Below are 18630 nucleotides of genomic sequence, written 5' to 3' on the forward strand. Positions count from 1 at the left end.
TTGGCGAAACGGCCACGGAATGGCCGATGGTCTGGTTGGGCGAACCAACCCGATGACGGCCGGTCAACAACTGCACGTTCAATCAGGCGGTGACGCATCATGGACAATCCTTTTCAGATCATTACCGATGCCTTCGCGCCGGACTATCAGATCAACCTGAGCATTCAAGGCCTGGACGGCAGCATCATGCTGACCCTGTCCAACAGCGGCCGGATCGTGGCCAAGCGGATGATCAGCGCCGAACAGCGCAATGACCCTAAACGCCTCAAGCTGCTGGTGCAAAGCATTCAGTTCGGTATCGCCATCGAACAGGGCCACAGCGCCATGGCGATTCTCGAAGCCATGACCAGCGGCGACGGGCTGACCCCGCCACCGCCACAGATCAAAGGCCAGCCACGGCCATCGGCCGGTCTTTAAAGTTCGCCCTTCTCAACATCGGGATGCTCACTCGAACCCGTACCGACTTTGCGTTGCGGGTATTCGATTTTCACCGAGGGAAATTGCGACGACGCGTAACGCACCACCAGAATCGAAAATGCCAGCAACAGAATGCCGCCGCACAGGTAGATGATGCCCATGTCCGGCGGATTGTGGTGCGAGACATTGGAGATCAGCAGTCGCGTCAGCGCAGTGATCGCCACGTAGATCAGGAAGCGCACCGGCATGTGATTGGTCTTGAAATAAATCCCGACCATCGCCCCCAGTTCCAGATAGATGAACAGCAACAGAATGTCATCGATCTTGATGTGCCCGACTTCGAGCATCCCGAGAAACTCCATCACCGCTGCATACGCGGTCACCGCACCAATGGCGAACAGCGCCAGGTAGTGAAAAGTCTCGACGAACAGGTTGCCCAGGGACTCGGCCAGTTGATGCACTTGTTGCCGCAGTTTCTCGGCCCAGTTGATTTTCACGATGATGTTCCTTAGCCCGATTCGAGCGGATGATGCGTGTTGGACGTGACGGTTTTCTGCACGCGCCTGATTTCATGCAGAAACAGGGCCACGCATCATGGCGATGTGCCGCAAAACCTGCGCTGTGGCGTTTGGTCGCACATGCCCTGCTCAGGTGGGGTGAGCCTGCTTGCGAATCGCAGTCACACGGCTCGACTGACAAACCCTGAATTCGGTCTACATTGAAATGCCACTACCCAAAGCGCAGGGATTCGCTTATCCTTTTCGCTGTATATATATACAGTAGTCGCAAAGACAACTAAATGTGAAGGCATGTGAGGTGGTGAATGGCCGTCGAAGTGGTATACCGCAGCAGCCGAGATCTGGAGCGCTTGTTCATGGATAAAGCCGAAGCTGACCGTCATGACAAAATGCTCGAACTGGCCGAATATCTGGCCGATGTGTTGCAAAAAGCCGTTCCGTCCCTGACTGAACAGCAAGTGGAAGAAGCCGGGATCTACATGGCGAAGAACCGCGATGTATTCGCCCGGGCATTCAAGAGCCAGCCTGATGCACTGTCGGAGCTGATCAATGCGCCGGCCGAGCCGATCGAAAAAGCCGGGGTGGAAGAATCTGCCGAAGCGCCGGTCAAGCCAGCCAAAGCGGCGAAAGCTGCAAAGTAGTTGATGCCCGAATTGAATAGGCCCTGAGTCAAATGGCTCAGGGCCTTTTTCATGCCTGCGAAACTCAGCGATACAAAACTCTTTCCGCCAACTCATCCGCCACCCGTGCCGGTGAACGTTTCTCCGCCTGCGCATGGGCAAAAACTTCAGTCAGCCGCGAGCTGATTTTCGACAGGTGCGCGGTAATGGTGGTCAATTCCTCACCGCGATGTTTCAGCGAGACGTAAATCAGCCCACCCGCATTGATCACATAATCCGGCGCATAAAGAATGCCGCGCCGTTCCAGTTGATCGGCCACATCCAGATGCGTCAGCTGATTGTTCGCCGAACCGGCCACCGCCGCGCAGCGCAGTTGCGCCACCGAATGGCTATTGAGCACACCGCCCAGACCACACGGCGCAAGGATGTCGCACGGCGTGCTGAGCAACGCATCGTTGGCGATAGGGTGAGCATTAAGCTGTTCCATCGCCAGTTGCACCTTGCCGTGGTCGATGTCGCTGACCAGCAACTCGGCGCCGGCGGCGTGCAGTTGCTCGGCCAATGCATAACCGACATTGCCCAGGCCCTGAATCGCCACACGCAAGCCTTCGAGGTTGTCACTGCCCAGGCGCGCCATCGCCGTGGCACGAATGCCGGCGAACACACCCATCGCCGCGTGCGGCGCCGGATCGCCGGCCGAGGTGGTGCTGGTGACGTGTTGGGTCTGTTGGGCGATGCAATCCATGTCCGCCACCGAAGTGCCGCTGTCGATGGCGGTGATGTAGCGACCGTCGAGCTGGTCAATACAGCGGCCGAAGGCTTCGAACAGCGCTGCACGATTTTCAACATGAATCGGGCGCACGATTACCGCAACGCCACCGCCCTGCGGCAAACCCGCCAACGCGGCCTTGTAGCTCATGCCCTGAGCGAGGCGAATGGCGTCTTCGACGGCGGAGTCGTCGTTGGGGTAGGCAAGATAACGACACCCGCCCAGGGCTGGGCCCAGGCGGCTGTTATGGATGGCAATGACCGCCTTCAACCCGCAAACCGGGTCGACGCTCAGGTGCAGCGATTCCAGGCGAGTGCTTTGCATGAGCGCAAACATCGTTGGGCTCCCGAATCACTTCTTGTAGAACGCCAGTATAGGCTTGCGCCTGAAAATTGCTGGAGCGCACCGGAATAAGCAGGCGTGCAGACGACGGCTTTACGGCATATCTCTCGACCTGTTCACCGAGCCACTGGACGAATGCCACGGACGGGGCTAAAACGAGGCATTCCACGGAGATTTCGATGAGTCCGCGCCAACGCTTTTTCGAGTGCCTGCACCGTTCACCGCCCGCGCTGTTCGAAGCCGCGCTGTGGATGGCCGCCGAGCACGAAAAAGCGGTCGATCCCGAGGCGCTGCTTGTGGAGTTCAAGGATCTGCAACAGCGTGTCAGCTATGGTTTGCCGATGTTGCCAGTCAGCGAGTTGGCGCAGCCGTTACTGCGGCGCATGAATGATCTGGGCTTTGCCATGGATGACTTCACCCCGCTTCGTCCGCAGGCCGCTTTAATACATAAAGTCTTGCAGACCCGTCGCGGGCAGCCGCTGGCGCTGGCATTGATTGCACTGGAACTGGCGCGTGGTCTGGAGATTCCCCTGGTCGGGGTCAACTTCCCCGGGCACTTCCTGTTGCGCGTGCCCGGTGCCGATCATCTGCTCGATCCGTGCGGCGGTCGCCGCTTGTACCCCAACGACTGTCGTGAGCTGTTGCAGCGCCAGTACGGGCCCAACATGAAACTCAATGCCGAGCATTTGATGACTGCCACGCCGGTGCAGATGCTGCAGCGCCTGTCGCGCAATTTGCGCCAGCTTCACCTGACTCAGGATGACTTCATCGCGGCGCTGATTGACGCCGAACGCGTGCTTGAACTGGGCGATGCCGGCGCCGCCGATTATCTGGCTCGGGCCAGCCTGTATCAGCGGCTCGACTGCCCGAACGCCGAGCGGTTTGATCTGGAACATGCGCTTTTGCTCAGCGATGACCCGATCCAACGGCTGCGCCTGACCGAACGACTCGGGCATCTGCCGCCGAATTCAGTCGTCCACTAACAGCAAAAGATCTTCAGCTTTTCAGTGCTTGCTCCACCACCGGCTGCCCGACGGTTTCCGAGGGCGAACGAACCTGGATGATCAGCAGTGCGGCGATGACGGCCGGAATCGCGCAGAAGAAGAAAATCTGCTGCACCGGAATGTGCATCGCCAGCAACAGGCTGCCGAACAATGGCCCGAGAATCGAACCAAATCGCCCCACACCCAATGCCCAACCGGTGCCGGTGGCGCGCACATGCGCCGGATAGAAGTTACTGGCGAAAGCGTTCAGCGTCAGTTGCCCGCCAATGATGCAGAACCCGGCGGCAAACACGCAGGCCACCAGATAACGCGGATTGTCGTGATTAAGCCCCAGCACAATCGTGCACAGCGCAGCGCATGCAAGCACGCCGGACAACAGTCGCACCTTGCGTTTCAAACGGTCGGCGAACCAGGCCATGCAAATCGCACCCAGGGTGCCGGCGAACAGGAACATCGACGTCACCAGATTGGCTTCGTTAAGTTTCAGGCCGCTTTCCAGCAGCAGCGACGGCAACCAACTGATCATGAAGTACAGCAAGATCAGGCTGACGAAGAACGTCGCCCAAATCAGTAAGGTTGGCCGTGCATAACCATTGCGGAACAGTTCAACCACGGTCAGTTTACTGCCCTGCTCGCGTTCATTCTGTTCGACCGAGGCCAGCGGAGGTTGCCAGTCCGGCAACATTCGCCCGGTAACTCTGCGCAGCCGCGCATAAGGTGGCTGATCACGCAGCAGGCGCGGCAAGGATTCGGGCAGCACCCACCAGAGAAACGGAAACAGCAGCAGCGGCGTCACACCGCCGGCGAGGAACACTGCCTGCCAACCGAACTGATCGATGAAACCGGCGGCAACAAAACCACCTGCCGCACCACCAAACGAGAAGCCACAAGCCGCCAGCGTGACCATCAAGGTGCGCAAACGTGGTGGCGAATAATCCGACATCAGCGCCATCGCGCTAGGCATTGCACCGCCCATGCCGATGCCGCAGATAAAGCGCGCGACCATCAGGGAGTTCAGTGAGTCGGCGAACACCATCAGCAGCGTCAAACTGGCGTAGATCAGCACGCAGGCAAGCAGAATTCGCCGCACACCAAAACGGTCGGCCAGCGGTGTCACTGCGAGGGAGCCAATGGTGAGGCCTAGCAGGTTGGCACTGAATACAGGTCCGAAGGCGGATTTTTCCAGACCCCAATCCTGCGCCAGCGCCGGCACCACGTAGCCGAGCACCTGGGCGTCATAACCATCGGTGACCAGCAACAAGGCGAGCAGTATCAAGAGCAACCACTGATAGCGGGACACAGGACGGGCGTCGAGTGCCGCCCGGAAGCTGGCAATCTGGTTGTGCATCGCGAGGTACCTTTTTGTTTTTATGGTTTGGTGGTGGTGCAACACAAACCCTGTGGGAGCGAGCTTGCCCGCGATGATGGCAGCCCATCCGACATAAATGTGCCTGCCAAATCGCTATCGCGGGCAAGCCCGCTCCCACAGGTTTTTTGGTAAGGCTTACGGTGTATCTGGCTGGTTGGACGGGTGAGCCTGGATGAACGCTGGATGTTCGGCCGCCAATGCCCAAACACGGCAAATCCGCGGATAAGCCTCAAGCGAAACATTGAAGCGCTCGGCCGCGTACAACTGCGGAATCAGGTACACGTCCGCCACGCACGGCCACTCACCGAAACAGAATCCGCTATCGCCAATCAACTGTTCCACCGTCGTCAGCCCTTGGCTGATCCAATGACTGATCCACTCCATGACCTGCGGTTCGTCATGCCCCGACTGCCGCAGTCGATTGAGCACGCTGACGTTGTGCAGCGGATGCACATCGCAACCGATCACCGCCGCCACGCCGCGTACATGGGCGCGGGCAGCGAGGTCTTCGGGGAGTAGCGGCACCTGTGGATAACGTTCCTCCAGATACTCGATGATCGCCGGTGACTGGATCAGCAGCTCGCCATCATCGGTGCGCAAGGCCGGCACGCGGCCCTGTGGATTGATCGCCAGATACGCCGGCTGCCGATGTTCGCCACCGGGCGCCGCGATCAAGTTGACCGGCAACGCCTGATAGTCGAGACCTTTTAGCGCCAGTGCGATTCGCACCCGATACGACGAGGTCGAGCGGTAATAGGTGTAGAGATCCATGAGTCGCTCCTGTCAGCGCGCCGCCAGCACTTTGCCGCGGCACTCGCCAAAGCCGATCGAGGCGAAACCGTCACGGGCACAACGCGCGCGCAGAATGATTTCGTCGCCATCTTCAAGGAATTTACGCACTTCGCCGGACGCCAGTTCGATCGGCTTTTTACCACCCTCGGTGATTTCCAGCAGGCTGCCGAACTGACCGTTTTCAGGACCGGACAGCGTGCCCGAACCGAACAGGTCACCGGCCTGCAACTGGCAACCGTTGACGCTGTGATGCGCGACCATTTGCGCGACGGTCCAGTACATGTAGCGGGTGTTGCTCAGGGTCAGGCGATGAGCCGGCAGATTCTGCTCGCGCATGGTTTCGGTGAGCAGCAGCACTTCCAGTTCGATGTCGAATGCACCGCCGTCCTGATCGCGCTTGTCGAACAAGTACGGCAGTGGCTGCGGATCGCCTTGCGGACGTGCCGGTTGTGCGGTGCGGAACGGCTCCAGCGCTTCGGCAGTGACGACCCACGGCGAGACGCTGGTGATGAAACTCTTGGACAAAAACGGCCCCAGCGGCTGGTATTCCCAGGCCTGGATGTCGCGAGCCGACCAGTCGTTGAGCAGGCAGAACCCGGCGATGTGTTCGGCCGCATCACCGATGGCGATCGAGTCGCCCATCTCGTTGCCCTGACCGATCCAGATGCCCAGTTCCAGCTCATAGTCCAGACGCGCGCATGGGCCGAAAGTCGGCTCGGTAGCACCGGCCGGCAGGGTCTGGCCTTTAGGACGACGGACGTCGGTGCCGGACGCACGCACAGTGGACGCGCGACCGTGATAGCCGATCGGCACGTGCTTGTAGTTCGGCAGCAGCGGGTTGTCCGGACGGAACAGTTTGCCGACGTTCTGCGCGTGCTCGATACCGACGTAGAAGTCGGTGTAATCGCTGATGCGCGCCGGCAGATGCATCTGGCAATCGGCGGCCAATGGCAGCAGCTTCGCACCTTGAGCTTCGATGTCGCCGCGCTGGGTGCTGGTTTCGCTGAACAGTTCCAGCAGACGTTCACGCAGGGCAACCCGCGCCTCACGACCGAGGTCGAAGAAGGCATTCAACTGGCCGCCACGGGTGGCTTCCACAGCGCTGCGAGCGGCACCATCGAACAGACCGGCTTCAAGGGCAACTTGCAGATCGAAGATGTGGTCACCAATGGCCACACCGCTGCGCGGTTCTGAACCGCTGATGCTGAACACACCCAGTGGCAGATTCTGCAGCGGGAAATCGGCGTGGCCGTTGGCCGACGCAACCCAGCTGCGGGTGATGGAATTCTGAGTCATGGGTTATCTCCGGGTCGGGTCGAACGTGGCGGGCAACGTGGCCCAGCAAGCGTCGTAATGGGGTTGCAGTTGTGGGCAGTCGAGGGCGAAGCGGCTAGGGCGCAACACTTGGCTGGTCTCGAACATGAAGGCCATGGTGTTGTCGATTTTCGCGGGTGCAAGCTCGGCATTGATCGCTTTGGTGCAGGTCTCGCCGTCCGGGCCGTGAGCACTCATGCAGCTGTGCAGCGAGGCGCCGCCGGGCACGAAGCCTTCGGCCTTGGCGTCGTATTCGCCCTGGATCAGGCCCATGAATTCGTTCATCAGATTGCGGTGGAACCACGGTGGACGGAAGGTGTTCTCGGCCACCATCCAGCGTGGCGGGAAAATCACGAAGTCGAGGTTGGCCAGGCCATGCACGCTGGTCGGCGAGGTCAACACGGTGAAGATCGACGGGTCGGGGTGATCAAAACTGACCGTACCGATGGTGTTGAATCGGCGCAGATCATATTTATACGGCACGTTATTACCGTGCCAGGCCACTACGTTCAGCGGCGAATGATTGAGCTCGGTGGCCCACAACTGGCCGAGGAATTTCTGCACCAGCGTGGTGGGTTGTTGCAGGTTTTCGTAAGCGGCGACCGGTGTGAGAAAGTCGCGCGGATTGGCCAGACCGTTGCTGCCGATCGGCCCCAGGTCCGGCAGGCGCAGCGGCGCGCCATGGTTCTCGGCAACATAGCCGCGCGCTTGCGGATCGAGCAGTTCGATGCGGAATTTCAGGCCCCGTGGCAGCACGGCAATTTCCAGCGGCGTGACTTCCAGCACGCCCAACTCGGTGGCAATGCGCAGACGCCCCAGTTGCGGCACCAGCAGCAGTTCGCCGTCAGCATTGAAAAACACCCGCTCCATCGAGCGGTTGGCCGCGTAGTTATAGATGCTGATGCCCGAAGGTTTCTCGGCGCCGGAATTGGCCGCCATGCTCACCAGTCCATCGATGAAATCGGTCGGTTCGGCCGGCATGTCCAGCGGATTCCAGCGCAGGCGATTGGGGGTTACTTCACCCAAAGGCCCACCGGCCAGTTGCCGCTCCAGTTTGACGAACGCCGAGTGATTGGCCGACGGCTGAATCCGGTACATCCAGGTGCGCCGCGCTTCGCTGCGGGTCATGGTGAACGCAGTGCCGGAAAACAATTCGGTGTACAGGCCGTAGGGAGCTTTTTGCGGGGAGTTCTGGCCGACGGGCAGCGCGCCGGGCAACGCTTCAGTGCTGAATTCGTTGCCGAAACCGGACTGATAAGCCAGCGTCGACGCGGTTGAATCGAGGTTCATGGAGCCTCCTGAACAGGGAGTCGGCAGTGGCCCATCGCTCTGGCTCAGAGGTTTCGGCACGCCGGGGTTGTTATTATCGTAATTCGATTACGCATAACGTAATTTGCTCGCTATCCAGCGTCAAGCTATAAAGACGCCCATTCGTATTGGAACCGGCCGCACCATGGAAAAAACCAGCGACAGTAACGGCAAACAGAAAGTCCGCTCCGCCGAGGTCGGCACCGACATCCTCAAGGCTTTGGCCGAGTTGTCGCCGTCCACCTCACTGTCGCGCCTGGCCGAACACGTGCAGATGCCGGCGAGCAAGGTTCACCGCTACTTGCAGGCGTTGATTGCCAGCGGCTTCGCCGAGCAAAACCCGGCGACCAACCACTACGGTCTGGGCCGCGAAGCCCTGCGCGTGGGCCTGGCGGCACTCAACAGTATGGACGTGCTGAAAGTCGCCGCCCTGCCCCTGTCGGAACTGCGCGACGAACTCAACGAAACCTGTTTCCTCGCGGTGTGGGGCAATCAGGGAGCAACCGTGGTGCACATCGAACCGGCGGTGCGAGCAGTGACGGTGGTCACGCAATTGGGTTCGGTGCTGCCGCTGCTCAGTTCCTCGACAGGACTGGTGTTCAGTGCCTATCTGCCGCATCGGGAAACCGACGAATTGCGCGAGCGGGAAATCGCCGTCGCCGAGCATCCGCTGAAAGACGAAACCGCCTACGCGACGTTGTGCGAACAGATCCGCGCGCGCGGCCTGCATCATGTCCACGGCTTGCTGATGCCGGGTGTGGATGCCTTGTCGGCACCGGTGTTCAATGCCGTCGGACAAGTTGCGGCGGTGCTGACCATCGTCGGCCCGACCTCGTTGTTCCATGCCGACGAAAACGGCCCGGCGGCGCAGCGGTTGTTGGCTGCGACCCGGGCCGTGAGCTGGCGGATGGGGTTTGACGCCTAGGCGCCTGCGTCGATCCGCCGGTCAACGACTTTGTGAAGGGTTACAGCAACACCGTTTTGCTGTCGCCCGCCGCGGCCTCTTGCAGAGCTTCTTTGATAACCCTTGCTACAGCTCAAGCCCCAGCAGCTTGGCACTGGCTACAGCCTGGGTTCTTCGCTCGACGCCCAGTTTTCCGTGTATCCGCCTGGCGTGAGTCTTTACCGTGTGCAGAGAAATAAACAGCTCATCTGCAATCTGTTGATTGGAATGGCCCCTGGCAATCAAGCGCAAAACCTCCAGCTCACGTTGACTGAGCAAACCACTGCCGCTCGCCACTTCAACAGTGGCCGGCTCCGAAACCGTGTTTGCCAGTACTTGCGACAGCCCCGGGTGGCGCAGCTGCAGCTCACGCAACGCCTGATGCAGCCCATATTGACGGCCCAGCGTCAGACCCTGCTGTAAGCAGGCGCGCGCCAAAGTCTGATCACCCTGGGAAAAGGCAACTTCGGCCATCGCCAGATGCAAGTCGGTTTCCAGAATGAGCATCCTGCAGCGCTGCGCCGTTTCGAGCAGACGCTGTAACCGGCCCATCGGGTTGCGAGCCGATCCTGAACCTACCTCGGCAAGGATCAACAAGTACTCGACGCGGGGTATCAACTCGAGTGTCGCCGGCGGCGCCTGCAAGGCGTCCGCTCCTTGATAGTGCCGCAACAGGCGTGTCATCGCCTCGCACGCCAGCTCATAACGGCCCTGCTGCAGCCAGAAAAGACTGCTGACTTGCAACACCACGCCGCGATAAACCGTGTCCGGAATCTGCCGTTGCTGCATCATTCGCTCCGCATCACGCAGCCAGACGAACGCTTTCTCGTAATCCGCCTGATTGGCAGCCAGTTGCGCCAGCCCCAGATAGCCGTAGAGGGCACGCTTGTCATGATTGCGTCCGCAACCGTCCAGACCGGACTGGAAAAAATCCGCCGCCAAGACATCCTGGCCCTGACTCAGCGCAAGACGCCCGCGACGCAACGCAATCCGTCCCAACAGCGGGGTCAGGCGGTTCGGTTGCCGGACGAGTAAATCATGCACGCCCACCAAAAGACTTTCAGCCCGAGGTGCCGCACCGCGCTGTTCAAGCAGTTGCCCGTGATCAAGCTCCAGCAGAGCTTCGAAAACCAGCGAGCCTTGCGCACGTGCCAGACACAGTGCCTGACGATTACGGGCGTGGGCGACGTCCAGTTCGCCACGCAACAAAGCCTGCTGGGTCAACCCTGACAAACACATCACCCGAGCGATCCAGTTATCGAAATCGAGTGCCTCCAACGCTTGCGAAAAGTATTCGTGAGCGCTCTCCATCCGCCCTTCCAAATGCAGTAACCAGCCTTTCAACGTTTGCCAACGCGCAATCAATTGCCGCTCATGAGCTGGCGAAGGCTGCGGCATGAACCGCCCTAAATGCTCGATGCATTGCGCCGCCTGTTCAAAACGACCGGCGAAGAGCAATGCAGCTGTAATCAGACCGACCAGCTGCGGCGTGCTCAGGGTCAACTCTTCACCCTGATGCTCATGCAATTGCAGTAACAGGACCACGGTTTGCTCTTCAAACAAATGCTCGAAGCTGAAGTGCTGCAACAGGCTGACGGCGATTTCATGTTCTTCGGCGAGCAAGGCTTGCTCGAAGGCCGAACGCCAATCCTGCCGCCAGGAAAACCACTGACACGCCCGCCGATGCCAGGAACGACCTGCGGGCCATTGTTCGTCGCGCATCACCCGCGACAACGGTGGAAAAACCTGCAGCCAGTCGGCCGAGTCGTGCCATGGTTCGATAAAGCAGCCCAGTGTTTGCAACGTGCGCAGGCACTGTGCGCCCTCCCCGGCGCCGAACAGATGCTCACACAGCTCGGCATTGAAGCGCGGCAAATGCGCGAGCACCCGCCAGTTCTCGGCCAGCTCCGGTGTGAGGCTATTGAAGAGTTCGTGTTGCAGATAATCCAGCAGCGTATCGACCCGTTGCTGCGGCTGATTACTTTGCGACCAGTCACACTTTTGCAGCAGCGCCATGCGCACCCCGGCGCACCAACCGCCGGTACGCTGGACGATACGTGCAGCAACACTGCCAGCCTGCTCGGGCGACAGATGTCGCAGCGCCTGGGCGATTTCGTCCGGGGTCAGGGCCAGTGTCGGGGATTCGCATTCGTACAGTTCGTCGTCGAGCAACAGCCGCGGCCAGTTGCATTGCGGCCGTCGACGGGTGCCGATCCACCAGGTGAGCGCCGGACTACTGACCGTCAGCAAGCGGTCGAGCAACGCATCCAGCGCTGGATCCGGCAGCCGACAGTAGTCATCGATAAACAGCCAGGTCGGCAACGACCAGCGACTCAGCGCAGCCACCAGGCCGGACTCCGTTGTGTCTGCCAGTCCCAACGCCCGTGCCAATCGCAGACAAAATTCGTCGACCCTCATTGCGGCACCCGCCAGCGGCAGCCAGCACACTTCGCAGTGTGGCGGCGCCTGAAGCAGGCACTCGGCGAGCAACGCGCTCTTGCCGCTGCCGGCGGGCGCACAGATGAGCCTGACCCGTGCCACCGATTCCAGCAATGGCTCGCTCAATCGCGTGCGTTTTTGGTGATGGGAGGACAGTCTGGGGAGAAAACCGGGGCGATCCAGACAAGCTGTCATGGCGGTCATCGGATGAGCCTTTTTATAGTTGTGAGCTCACCCTAGCCCTCTCCCGACAGCTTGTTGACAAGTATTCAGCACGCTGATTGGCGGCCATAAAAAAGGCGACCATGCGGTCGCCTTTTGTTCAGCCGATGTATCAGAACCGTTACCGCACACCCTCTGCACGCAGGGCCGATGGCGTGTAGTCGGCAGCCTTGGCTTCGAAGCCGAATTCATAGCTGTGCTTCTCTTCGTTCTTCATCCCCAGCGCGATGTAGCGGCCGGCAATAATGTCGTAGAGCGCTTCGAGGGTGTAGGCCTGAGTCTGGTGATCGTAGTAGTACTCAGCGTGACCTTCGGCGACACGCCACAGCTGTCCGCGACCGTCGTAGTGATCGGCGAGCGCCACTTGCCAGCTGTCCTCGTCGATGTACATGTGGCGCTTGGCGTAGATGTGCCGCTCGTTCGCCTTGACCGTGCCGATCACTTCCCAGACGCGGTGCAACTCATAACGCGTCAGGTCCTGATTGATGTGCCCGGCCTTGACGATGTCGTCGTACTTGAGCTTCGGCGAGTCGAGTTTGTAGCTGTTGTACGGAATGTACATTTCCTTTTTGCCGACCAGTTTCCAGTCGTAACGATCCGGCGCACCGGAGAACATGTCGAAGTTGTCCGAAGTGCGCAGGCCATCGGCGGCGGTGCCCGGGCCGTCGTAGGCCACTTGCGGCGCGCGACGCACGCGACGCTGACCGGCGTTGTAAATCCACGCCAGGCGCGGTTCCTTCACCTGATCAAGGGTTTCGTGCACCAGCAGCACGTTGCCGGCCAGCCGCGCCGGTGCCGTCACCGACTGCTTGAAGAAGGTCAGCACGTTGGCGGCTTTTTCCGGATCGATATCCTTCATCAGTTGCGGCACGGCGATCTCTTCTTCGAAGCGGATCGGCGTGTAGCTGCCGTTGGTTTGCGGCGTCACCTGGGTGATGATCCGCTTCACGTTGCCGCCGTGATAACGGGTGATGTGGTTCCACAAGACTTCCACGCCATTCTTCGGAATCGGGAAGGCGTAGTAGCGATTGCCGGTGAAGTTGGCCAGGCCGTTACCGTCGTTGATGGTGGTGACGTTAAGGGCGCTGCGCTTGGCCGATTCGTAGATTTGCGGTGGTGCGGCGACGGTACGATGGGTCGGGTAGACCGGGATCTTGTAGGTCTGCGGATAGCGTTTGAACATCGCCACCTGACCTTCAGACAGGTTGCTTTTGTACTGATCGACGTTGGCGGCGGTGATGGTGAACAGCGGTTTTTCATTGGCGAACGGGTCAGCGAGAAAGCCTTTACTGTCCACCGCTCCGGCGTTTTTCGCGAGGCCGCCCGTCCATGCCGGGATTGAGCCGTCGGCGTTGCCGGCCTTCTCGGCGCCGAGCGGGGTCAGGCTGGTGCCGAGTGTGTTCGCCTCATCCGGCGACACCGCCGCCATCACGTTGGCCGCCAACAGACTCAGGGCCAGCACACCGCATTGCAGAATCGTTTTGCGCATTGCTTTCATCCTTCTCGGGCAGATCAGAAGTTCACGCCGAAGCTCAGAGCAACGAAGTCACGGTCTTCGAGGACGTTGTAGTCACCACCGAAAAAGTCGGTGTAACTGAGGCTCGCGGTGTAGGTGTTGCGGTAGTCGGCATCGACGCCGACGCTGATCGCTTTGGCGCCTTCGTTGAACAGGCCGTTGGGACCATAACCGGCGACGTCGTGCGACCACGACAGGTTGGGTTTGAGGTTGATCCCGCCAATCACGTTGGCGTAATCGAGGATGGCGCGGCCACGGTAGCCCCACGAAGTCGAGGTGACGAAACCGTCCGTGTCGCCACCAAACCCGTACTGGCCGTACACCGAATCGCGGCCATAACGCAGCTTGCTGCGCGACTCCAGACCGCCGACCCGTACCACCGCCGCTTCACCGACCAGGGTCAGGCGTTGGGCGCCCAGCACTTGGTCGAAGAAGTGCGTCAGGGTGCTCTGGATCTGCGTCACTTCCTTGCGACGGTACCCCGTGTTGTCCGAACCCGGCGAGGTGGCGATCGGCGAAGCTGCGCCGCCGGCGATCGGGTTGAGCAATGCCAGCGTCAGGTCATTGGTGCTGACTTGCACCGGAGCGTTCGGCCGGTAGCTGATCTCGCCGGTCCATGCGGTGCCGGTGGGCAGCGTGGTAGAGAAACTGGCGCCGTACAGGCGAATGTCTTCCGGGTATTCGAGGTAGTAGCCACCGCGCCCGAGCATCACACTTTGCGCCAGGCCCGAACCGCTGCCGGGTGCCAACTGGTTGGCGATGCCGACCATGCCCGGCAATGCCGCCAGAGTCGAAAGCCCTGCCGTGGTGGTGCCGACCGTTGGCGTGCGGCTGTGGTAGTTCATGAAATAGAGGCCGTACTCGGTGTCGTCGCCGAGCCAGCGCAACGCCGTACCCCACTGCCCGGAATCCCGCGCATCGCGGTCGCCGCCACGCGGGATGACCACGCCTTCGCGGGTGACCTGAATGCCCTGGCCAAACGCGGTGGTCAACGGCACCAGCGGCGCAATGGCCGGGTTGCCGACGGTGTAGCCGCTGGTGCAGCCGTCCGCCACCACGTCGACGCCAAAGAACGTGCCGCAGTTGTCGACAACGGTCTGGTCCCACTCCAGTTGATAGAAGCCTTCGATGCTCAACTGGTCAGTCAAGCCCTGGGAGCCGAACAACATGTTCACCGGGATCAAGCCTTCCTTGATCTCCGCACCGGGGCGACGGAATGCCGACACGTCGATCGGGTTGATGCTGTTGATCGAGTTGCCGATGAAAGTACTTTCGCCCCAACTGACCACTTGTTTACCGGCGCGCACGGTGCCCGGCAGATCGCCGATGGAATAGTTGTGATAGACGAATGCATCGAGAATCTGCGCGCCAGATGATTTGGCGCCTTCCTTGCGGCCACTGTCGCTGATCTGCTTGAACTCGCGGTCTTCGTCCTTGAGTTCGAAGTCGTACCAATATTTGCCACGCACGAACACACCGGTATCGCCGTACTTGAGTTCGAGATCGTGAATGCCTTTGACGATTTTCGAGAAGGTCTCGCCCTTCTTGAAGTTCAAACGCCCGTCATCACCGGTCGAGGATTGCCCGGTCCCACCGTTGACCGTACCGACCAGCGACTTGTCGGCATCGCGCATGCCCCAACTCGCACCGACCGACAACGACGAATCGAACGTGCCTTCGATTTCTCCGATATTAAAAGCGACTGCGTGCGCCTGGGCACAGCAACCCAGAGCCACCGCGGCTGCCAGCGCCTGCGGTGTGAAGATGGCGCGCATTGTTTTTGTTGTCATGCGTCTTCCCCGGTGAGTGACAGAAGGCCTCACCCTACTGCCGCGTGACCGGGTCGATAAGCGCACCAAGGAGGTATTCGCGCTGTCGCTCGAAAGGATGAACACCCCTGCAATACGCGGCTTTGCATCGCCCATGGATCGGCTGGATAGAGGATCATCAGTGCCGCGCATGGTGCACATCAGCCTTTGCAGACTGTTGCATGCCCCGTAACAGTGCATGTCTGGAATCGGTATTTTTCCTACAGGGCTGAAACCGTATTCTGAGCGGGCTTTCACGGGACACGCCGAAAAGCCCCCAGCCTTGGCTACTGAGCAATTCAGGCCACTGTTGACAGATTTCAGATGAATCGATGATTCGGTTTATCGCCCCGGTGTTCACTGACGTTGATTTGTAGCTCCTTGATCCAACGTCTTACCTTGGCCGCTGCGTTTGCAGCGGCCTTTTTTATGGGCGATCGATTTTCAGGCAGAGGAGGCAGTACGGGGCGACAGGACTTGAGCAAGCCCTGTCAAAGAGCAATCGCAATCAGAGCGAATACTTCTGCAAATTCGCCATCATTTCCTTCAGCGCTTCAATATTATCCTTCGGATGCGCCGCGCCTTCGAAATCACAAATCTGCTGCCAATGCGCTGCCACATCCTCCGGCGAAAACCCCACTCGCGGATCGAACCCGGCGCCCAGGCTGCGCTCCCAACGCACCTTGCCCATCCAGCCGCCACCTACCTCGAACAGCCCGGAAGTTTCCTGGCATTGCTCGCTGGCCAGATACACCACCAACGGGCTGACCAGTTCCGGCTTCAATTGCTCGAACACTTGCGGCGGGATCAGGCCTTCGGTCATGCGCGTGCCGCCGGTTGGCGCAATGGCGTTCACCAGGATGTTGTTCTTGCGGCCCTCGATGGCCAAGGTGCGGGTCAGGCCGTATAGACCCAGCTTGGCCATGCCGTAGTTGGACTGGCCGAAGTTGCCGTAGATACCCGAGGTCGACGCGGTGAAGATCACTCGACCGTAGTTTTGCTCGCGCAGGTGCGGCCATGCGGCGCGGGTGACTTTGTAGGCGCCTTCGACGTGCACGCGGTAGACCAGATCCCAATCGGCGTCGTCCATTTTGTGGAAGGTCTTGTCGCGCAGGATCCCGGCGTTGTTGACCACGACGTCGACGCGACCGAAAACATCCAGCGCGTTCTGCACCAGTTTGTCGCCGTCGGTAACCGAGTCGTGGTTGGCTTCGGCGATGCCGCCGGCTTCACGGATTTCCGCGACCACGCGGTCGGCGGCCGAAGCGTTGGCGCCTTCGCCCTGAGTCGAGCCGCCGAGGTCGTTGACCAGCACTTTGGCGCCCTGTTTGGCGAACAGCAAAGCGTGCGCCCGTCCGAGGCCGCCGCCGGCTCCGGTGACAATCACGACTTTATCTTCGAAACGCACAGACTCATTCATCGCGGCAACTCCAGCAGGCCAAGGGCAGTGACCCCGAGTGTCAGGCACGGGGCTTTCGGTCACAACGAACACGGCTGGGGCTGAATGGTGCGCGATAAGGCTGGGGGATGATGTGCAGCGCAATTAAAAGACCAAAAGATCTGTCAGGAACACGCCACTTTGCGCGGTGGCAGCGCAAAACGGTCACGAAACGCCAGGTAGTGCCTGAGCACCTGCACCGGCGCTTCGATCTGCGGATAGTGGCCAATATTCGGCAACAGCACGGTGTCGGCATCCGGTATCAACTCCCGGTAGCGCTCGACCATGTGCGCACCCGAAATCGGATCGAATTCACCATCGATCACCCGCATCGGCACTTCGCCGCGCTGCATCGCCGCCACCCAACGATCACGCTGCACCCGCCGTTCGGGGATGTAGTTAATCAGCTTGTGCATGATGCGCGGGCCGTGATTGCTGTCGACCAGGCTCCAGAAATCGTCCAGCTCGCTCTCGGTCGGCCCGGTCTGCGGACCGAAAATCTGGCGAAAGCTTTTCACCAGTGCATCGCGGGTAAAGGCGCGGCCGATCATCCAGCCCAATGGGCTGAGCAACAGTTTTTGCATCAGTACCGGACGATGGGTTTCCGGAAACAGACCACCGTTGAGGAACACGCAACTGGCAATCTCGATCTTGTCTTCGTAGTGCCGGGCTAGCAGCTCCTGCGCGACGCTGTCGCCATAATCGTGAGCGAGGATGTGAACAGGCTGTTCGACCTGCAAATGCGCGAGCAACGCCTGTTGCAGATCGGCCTGCTCAAGCAGGCTGTAGCGGTGATTGGCCGGTTTGGCCGAATCGCCGAAACCCAGCATGTCGCAAGCGATCATTCGATAACGCTGGGCCAGTGGTTGCCACAGGTAATGCCAATCCCAACTGGCGGTCGGGAAGCCATGGATCAGCAGCAGCGGCTCACCCTGCCCCGTCATCCAGTAACGGATCGTCTGACCTCGAAAGACAAACGTCTGGCTGCGTTTACGCCAGACACACAGTGGAATCTCGGCAAGAGGCATTAGAGTTTATATCCGGGGTCTTGTTTATCGAGTTTGCGTAGCAGCGCCGGCCAGGCCAACGCGCCACCCATGCCTTGAGCACTTTTGGTCACGCCGGCAATCATCGCCTTGGCGCCTGCCAGAATCTGCGGTTCGATGGCGATCAGTTCAGCGCCACCGGTCTGGGCCATCACCTGAATGTCGCAGGCGCGCTGGAAGGTGAACATCATCAGGAAGGTATCGGCGATGGTGCCGCCACAGGTCAGCAGACCGTGGTTATGCAGCATGAGGAAATTGTTCTCGCCAAGGTCGGCCTGCAAGCGCGCCTTCTCTTCGTGGTTCAGCGCCACGCCCTCATAGCCGTGATACGCCAGGCTCGACAGCACGAACAGCGACTGTTGGCTGATCGGCAACACGCCTTGCCTTTGCGCCGACACCGCCACGCCCGAAGCGGTGTGCGTATGCAGCACGCAAACCACATCGTGCCGCACTTCATGCACGGCGCTGTGAATGGTGTAGCCCGCCGGGTTGATTTCGTAGGGGCTGTCCATGAGTTTGTTCCCGGCCTGATCGACTTTCATCAGGCTCGACGCGGTGATTTCGTGGAACATCAGGCCGAACGGATTGATCAGAAAATCTTCGGTGCCTGGCACCTTGGCGGAAATGTGCGTGAAGATCAGATCGTCCCAGCCATGCGACGCGACCAGACGATAGCAAGCGGCGAGATCGACGCGGGTCTGCCATTCGGCGGCGCTGACCTGCTCTTTGACATTAAGGGACGACTGGACGGGGGCTACGCTCACT

Annotated in this window: 15 protein-coding genes and 1 pseudogene; 4 read left to right on the plus strand and 12 right to left on the minus strand. The window is 60.1% G+C overall.

The window, feature by feature from the left end:
* Nucleotides 1-99 precede the first annotated feature (99 nt).
* On the plus strand, nt 100-417 hold the full coding sequence (locus tag H8B20_RS23015; RefSeq protein WP_047299804.1) for a DUF3509 domain-containing protein: 318 nt from the start codon (nt 100-102) through the stop codon (nt 415-417).
* Here H8B20_RS23015 and H8B20_RS23020 read toward each other — a convergent pair.
* A complete protein-coding gene (locus H8B20_RS23020) occupies nt 414-914 on the minus strand; it encodes a phosphate-starvation-inducible protein PsiE (RefSeq protein ID WP_042557718.1) in 501 nt (166 codons plus the stop codon). The two genes, H8B20_RS23015 and H8B20_RS23020, sit on opposite strands and share 4 nt — an antisense overlap.
* A 326-nt stretch (nt 915-1240) precedes the next feature.
* Here H8B20_RS23020 and H8B20_RS23025 point away from each other — a divergent pair.
* A pseudogene (locus H8B20_RS23025) lies at nt 1241-1495 on the plus strand (YebG family protein); the annotation flags it as partial.
* A gap of 145 nt (nt 1496-1640) precedes the next feature.
* Here the strand turns inward: H8B20_RS23025 and H8B20_RS23030 are convergent.
* On the minus strand, nt 1641-2660 hold the full coding sequence (locus H8B20_RS23030; protein WP_150595001.1) for a Leu/Phe/Val dehydrogenase: 1020 nt from the start codon (nt 2658-2660) through the stop codon (nt 1641-1643).
* 185 nt (nt 2661-2845) lie between these two features.
* Here H8B20_RS23030 and H8B20_RS23035 point away from each other — a divergent pair, with 185 nt between their 5' ends.
* Nucleotides 2846-3649, plus strand: a complete 804-nt coding sequence (locus tag H8B20_RS23035; protein WP_210624730.1) for a SirB1 family protein — start codon at nt 2846-2848, stop codon at nt 3647-3649.
* 13 nt (nt 3650-3662) lie between these two features.
* On the opposite strand, the gene H8B20_RS23040 is transcribed toward H8B20_RS23035, so the two are convergent.
* From H8B20_RS23040 to hmgA, 4 genes are all read right to left on the minus strand, one after another.
* Entirely contained in the window at nt 3663-5018 is a 1356-nt protein-coding gene (locus H8B20_RS23040; protein WP_210624731.1) for an MFS transporter, read from the minus strand.
* A gap of 156 nt (nt 5019-5174) precedes the next feature.
* The gene (maiA, locus tag H8B20_RS23045) at nt 5175-5810 is read right to left on the minus strand and encodes a maleylacetoacetate isomerase (protein WP_042557713.1); all 636 of its coding nucleotides are present in this window, start codon (nt 5808-5810) and stop codon (nt 5175-5177) included.
* A 12-nt stretch (nt 5811-5822) separates the two neighbouring features.
* A complete protein-coding gene (fahA, locus tag H8B20_RS23050; RefSeq protein ID WP_210624732.1) occupies nt 5823-7127 on the minus strand; it encodes a fumarylacetoacetase in 1305 nt (434 codons plus the stop codon).
* Between the two features lie 3 nt (nt 7128-7130).
* On the minus strand, nt 7131-8435 hold the full coding sequence (hmgA, locus tag H8B20_RS23055; RefSeq protein ID WP_210624733.1) for a homogentisate 1,2-dioxygenase: 1305 nt from the start codon (nt 8433-8435) through the stop codon (nt 7131-7133).
* A gap of 163 nt (nt 8436-8598) precedes the next feature.
* On the opposite strand from hmgA, the gene H8B20_RS23060 reads away from it, so the two are divergent.
* Nucleotides 8599-9378 carry an IclR family transcriptional regulator gene (locus H8B20_RS23060; RefSeq protein ID WP_047299800.1) on the plus strand — a complete coding sequence of 260 codons (780 nt, stop codon included), beginning with the start codon at nt 8599-8601 and terminating at the stop codon, nt 9376-9378.
* Nucleotides 9379-9483: 105 nt separating this feature from the next.
* Here the strand turns inward: H8B20_RS23060 and H8B20_RS23065 are convergent, their stop codons facing one another.
* The 6 genes from H8B20_RS23065 to H8B20_RS23090 all read right to left on the minus strand — a co-directional run bounded on the left by H8B20_RS23065 (nt 9484) and on the right by H8B20_RS23090 (nt 18629).
* Complete coding sequence (locus tag H8B20_RS23065) at nt 9484-12039, minus strand: helix-turn-helix transcriptional regulator (protein ID WP_210624734.1); 2556 nt, start codon at nt 12037-12039, stop codon at nt 9484-9486.
* A 139-nt stretch (nt 12040-12178) separates the two neighbouring features.
* On the minus strand, nt 12179-13546 hold the full coding sequence (locus tag H8B20_RS23070; protein ID WP_414704616.1) for a DUF1329 domain-containing protein: 1368 nt from the start codon (nt 13544-13546) through the stop codon (nt 12179-12181).
* A gap of 23 nt (nt 13547-13569) precedes the next feature.
* Nucleotides 13570-15363 (minus strand): DUF1302 domain-containing protein, encoded by a 1794-nt coding sequence (locus H8B20_RS23075; RefSeq protein WP_210624736.1) that lies wholly within the window; start codon nt 15361-15363, stop codon nt 13570-13572.
* Nucleotides 15364-15889: 526 nt separating this feature from the next.
* Nucleotides 15890-16801: an SDR family oxidoreductase gene (locus tag H8B20_RS23080; protein WP_115147443.1), complete on the minus strand. Its 912-nt coding sequence runs from the start codon at nt 16799-16801 to the stop codon at nt 15890-15892.
* Between the two features lie 143 nt (nt 16802-16944).
* Nucleotides 16945-17847, minus strand: a complete 903-nt coding sequence (locus tag H8B20_RS23085; RefSeq protein ID WP_200611110.1) for an alpha/beta fold hydrolase — start codon at nt 17845-17847, stop codon at nt 16945-16947.
* Nucleotides 17847-18629: a class II aldolase/adducin family protein gene (locus H8B20_RS23090; protein WP_210624737.1), complete on the minus strand. Its 783-nt coding sequence runs from the start codon at nt 18627-18629 to the stop codon at nt 17847-17849. Before H8B20_RS23090 ends, H8B20_RS23085 begins: the two co-directional genes overlap by 1 nt.
* Between the last annotated feature and the right edge of the window lies 1 nt (nt 18630).

The sequence above is a fragment of the Pseudomonas sp. P42 genome (assembly GCF_017973755.1).
Taxonomy (GTDB): domain Bacteria; phylum Pseudomonadota; class Gammaproteobacteria; order Pseudomonadales; family Pseudomonadaceae; genus Aquipseudomonas; species Aquipseudomonas iridis.